The sequence below is a fragment of the Sandarakinorhabdus limnophila DSM 17366 genome, from assembly GCF_945882885.1.
GTDB lineage: Bacteria > Pseudomonadota > Alphaproteobacteria > Sphingomonadales > Sphingomonadaceae > Sandarakinorhabdus > Sandarakinorhabdus limnophila_A.
Map to the genome: position 1 here is coordinate 1 of NZ_CAMCWT010000107.1, position 3,932 is coordinate 3,932.

Consider the following 3,932-nt stretch of genomic DNA (forward strand, 5'->3'; position numbering starts at 1 on the left):
ATGGCGGCGGCCAGATCGGCCTGCACTTCGGGCGTGATGACATTCATCGACTGGCCGGGCACGTCGATGGTGAGCAGGAGGATGCCGTCGGCATCGAGTTCGGTGTGGATCGCGGTGGTCATTGGGGTTTCCCCTTGATGTCGTTCTGCAATGGACTGGCGGTTGCGCTCAGATCCGTTCGATGATGGTCCCGGTGCCCATGCCGGCGCCGACGCACAGGTTGACCAGCGCGGTGCCCTTGCCGGTGCGTTCCAGCTCATCGAGCACGGTGCCCAGGATCATCGCGCCGGTGGCACCCAGCGGGTGGCCCATGGCGATGGCGCCGCCGTTCACGTTCATCTTGTCGTGCGGGATGTTCAGCGCCTGCATGAAGCGCAGCACGACGGACGCAAACGCCTCGTTCAGCTCGAACAGGTCGATATCGTCCTTGGTCATGCCGGCGCGCTGCAGCACCTTGTTGGCCACAAACTCGGGCCCGGTGAGCATGATCATCGGCTCGCTGCCGATCGAGGCCATGGCACGGATGCGAGCGCGCGGCTTCAAGCCATATTTCTCACCCATCGCCTTGTTGCCAACCAGAATGGCCGAGGCGCCGTCAACGATGCCGGACGAGTTGCCACCGTGGTGGACATGGTCGATCTTCTCGATTTCCGGATAGCGCATCAGGGCGATGGCATCAAAGCCGGGCATCTGCTCGCCCATCGCCTGGAAGGCCGGGGCGAGGCTGCCCAGCGACTGCATATCGGTCTGCGGGCGCATATGCTCATCATGGGCCAGCACGATCTCGCCGATCACGTCCCGCACCGGCACGATGCTGTTCTTGAAGCGGCCTTCACTCCAGGCTTGGGCGGCGCGGCGCTGCGATTCCATCGCATAGGCATCCACGTCGGAGCGCGAGAAGCCATATTTGGTGGCGATCAGATCGGCGCCGATGCCCTGCGGGGCGAAATAGGTCTTGTAGGCCACGGCCGGATCCATCGCCCAGGCGGCGCCGTCGCTGCCCATCGGCACGCGGGACATTGATTCCACGCCGCCACCGATGGCGAACATGGCTTCGCCCGACATCACCTTGGCCGCCGCCATGTTGGTGGCTTCCAGGCCCGATGCGCAGAAACGGTTGATCTGCACGCCCGCCGTGGTTTCGGCATAATCGGCGTTGAGCACGGCGACGCGCGCGATATCGCTGCCCTGCTCACCTACCGGGGAGACGCAGCCCAGCACGACATCGTCCACATCGGCGGTGTTGATGCCGGTGCGGTCGCGCACGGCCTGCAGCACCTGCGTCGCCAGTTGGATCGGCGTGATCTCGTGCAGCTTGCCGTCCTTGCGGCCCTTGCCGCGCGGGGTGCGAACGGCGTCGTAGATGTAGGCTTCAGTCATCGTCATTCCTCTCAGAACATCTCGGCGGGCAGCGCCATCACGGTATCGGCGCCGGCTTCCAGTTGGGCTTTCAGGCTCGCGGTTTCCGGCAGCACCCGCGCCGCGAAAAACCGTGCGGTCATCAGCTTGGCGTTGAAGAAATCCGCATCGCCGGTGCCGGCATCAAGCGCAGCCAGCGCTGCACCGCTCATCTTCAGCCACATATGGCCCAGCGCGACATGGCCCATCATCCGCATGAAGGCGGTGGCGCCAGCGCCGGCATTATCCGGATTGGCCATGCCGTTCTGCAGCAGCCACATCACCCCGGCCTGCACATCGCCAAGCGCGCGGACAAGCGGCTGCGCGATGAAGGCAAGCCGTTCGTCGCTCGCCGCCGCGATATCACCGGCCACGAGACCCAGCCACGCCTGCGTGCCGCGCCCGCCCTTGAAACCCAGCTTGCGGCCGACCAGATCGAGCGCCTGGATGCCATTGGTGCCTTCATAGATCATGGCGATGCGGGCATCGCGCACGAACTGATCCATGCCCCATTCGGCGATATAGCCGTGGCCGCCCAGCACCTGCTGGCAGTTGGTGGCGACCTCGTAACCGCGATCGGTGCCATAGCCCTTGATGACGGGCGTGAGCAGGCTGATCAGATCGTCGGCCATCTCGCGCTCGGCCGCATCAGGCGCTTTGCGCGACAGATCAACCCGGATGGCGCCCCACAGCATCAGCGCGCGCATGCCTTCGGTATAGCTGCGCGCGTCCATCAGCATGCGACGCACATCGGGGTGAACGATGATCGGATCGGCCTTGCCTTCGGGATTCTTCGGCCCCGTCAGGCTGCGACCCTGCAGGCGGCCCTTGGCGTAATCGACGGCGTTCTGATAGGCGGCATCGGCCTGCGCCAGGCCCTGGATGCCCACGCCCAGCCGCGCCGCGTTCATCATGATGAACATGGCAGCGAGGCCCTTCATCTCCTCGCCGAGCATGTAACCAGTGGCACCGTCGTAATTCATCACGCAGGTGGCGTTGGCGTGGATGCCCATCTTGTGTTCGATGCTGCCGCAGGTAACCGCATTGCGCGCGCCCAGCGAACCATCGTCGTTCACGACGAACTTGGGCACGATGAACAGGCTGATGCCCTTCACGCTGTCCGGCGCGCCCGGCGTCTTGGCCAGCACGAGGTGGATGATGTTTTCACTCAGATCATGCTCACCGGCCGAAATGAAAATCTTGGTGCCGGTGATGGACCATGTGCCATCGGCATTCGGTTCGGCGCGGGTGCGGATCAGGCCGAGATCGGTGCCACACTGCGGCTCGGTCAGGTTCATGGTGCCGGTCCAGCGGCCCTGTACCATGTTGGGCAGCCACTTGGCCTGCTGCTCCGGCGAGCCCACCACCTCGATCGCCGCCTGCGCGCCTTCCGACAGGCCGGGATACATGCCGAACGCCATGTTGGAGGCGGCAATGAACTCCTGCATCACGGCACCGATGGTGTAGGGCAGGCCCTGGCCGCCGTGATGCGGGTCCGCGATCAGCCCGCCCCAGCCGCCGTCGCAGAATTGCTTGTAGGCATCGCGAAATCCATCGGGCGCCGTCACGCTGCCATCGGCATGACGCGTGCAGCCCTGGCGGTCGCCGGGCAGATTGAGCGGTGCCAGCACTTCGCTGCAGAATTTGCCGCCCTCGTTCAGCACGGCCTCGACCAGATCGGGCGAGACCGCCTCGAAGCCCGGCACATGGGACTGGTTGTAGAGGCCGGCAACGGCCTCCAGCACGAACAGCGTGTCTTTCACCGGGGCGCGATAGGTGGGCATGGAATCAGGCTTTCATCGATTGTTCGACGATGTCGCAAAATTGTTGCAGCTCGTGGATGGTGGCGTCGATATCGGCGCGCTGTTCTTCCAGCAGGGCAACCCGCGCGCGGCATTTTTCCAAGGTGACGCGCTTCTGGGTCAGCCGGTGATCGCCCACGTCATACAGATCGATCATCTCGCGGATTTCGGCGAGGCTGAACCCGACATTCTTGGCCCGCAAAATCCACGCCAGCCGGGCGCGATCCCGCCTGGAATAGATGCGGTTCTGCCCCTGCCGCTCCGGCGCGATCAGGCCCTGGTCTTCATAAAAGCGGATGGCGCGCGGTGTGATGTTGAAGGCCAGCGCCAATTCGGTGATCGAAAAATGGCTGGCATCACCAGCGGCGGGCGGGGCGGGCGCGGTGGCAAAGGCATGCAGCAGCGCCGCGGGCGACTCGTCGTTTTGGGGAGCCTCAGCCGGATTGCTCATGGATCAAGGGGGGTAGTTGACGTTTACGTTAAGGTCAAGCTGGCGATGGCGCGGTTGGTGTGGCGGAACACGCCGGGTTCGTTGGACTTCGTCAGCGCAACGATGGCACCCGCCACCATGCCAGCTGGCAGGCTGCCGAGGTCGCGCGGCAGGGCGAGGTCCATCACGGGCGCGGCCCATTGCAGGAAGCGTTCCACCGGTCGGCGTTCCGCGCGAAAGCCGATGAGCAGGCCGGGCTGGAGGATGTCCAACCGGGCAAAGCCCATGGCGGCCAGCGCCGC

The 3,932-nt window shown here is 64.8% G+C and carries 3 protein-coding genes and 1 pseudogene; all 4 read right to left on the reverse strand.

Features of this window, described 5'->3' with window-relative positions; all coding sequences use genetic code 11:
- Nucleotides 1-168 precede the first annotated feature (168 nt).
- The gene (locus Q7O19_RS13215) at nucleotides 169-1,380 is read right to left on the reverse strand and encodes an acetyl-CoA C-acetyltransferase (RefSeq protein ID WP_303810956.1); all 1,212 of its coding nucleotides are present in this window, start codon (nucleotides 1,378-1,380) and stop codon (nucleotides 169-171) included.
- A gap of 11 nt (nucleotides 1,381-1,391) precedes the next feature.
- A complete protein-coding gene (locus tag Q7O19_RS13220) occupies nucleotides 1,392-3,182 on the reverse strand; it encodes an acyl-CoA dehydrogenase C-terminal domain-containing protein (protein ID WP_303810957.1) in 1,791 nt (596 codons plus the stop codon).
- Between the two features lie 4 nt (nucleotides 3,183-3,186).
- Complete coding sequence (locus Q7O19_RS13225; RefSeq protein WP_303810958.1) at nucleotides 3,187-3,651, reverse strand: MerR family DNA-binding transcriptional regulator; 465 nt, start codon at nucleotides 3,649-3,651, stop codon at nucleotides 3,187-3,189.
- 23 nt (nucleotides 3,652-3,674) lie between these two features.
- Nucleotides 3,675-3,932 (reverse strand): annotated as a pseudogene (locus Q7O19_RS13230) (hypothetical protein); the annotation flags it as partial.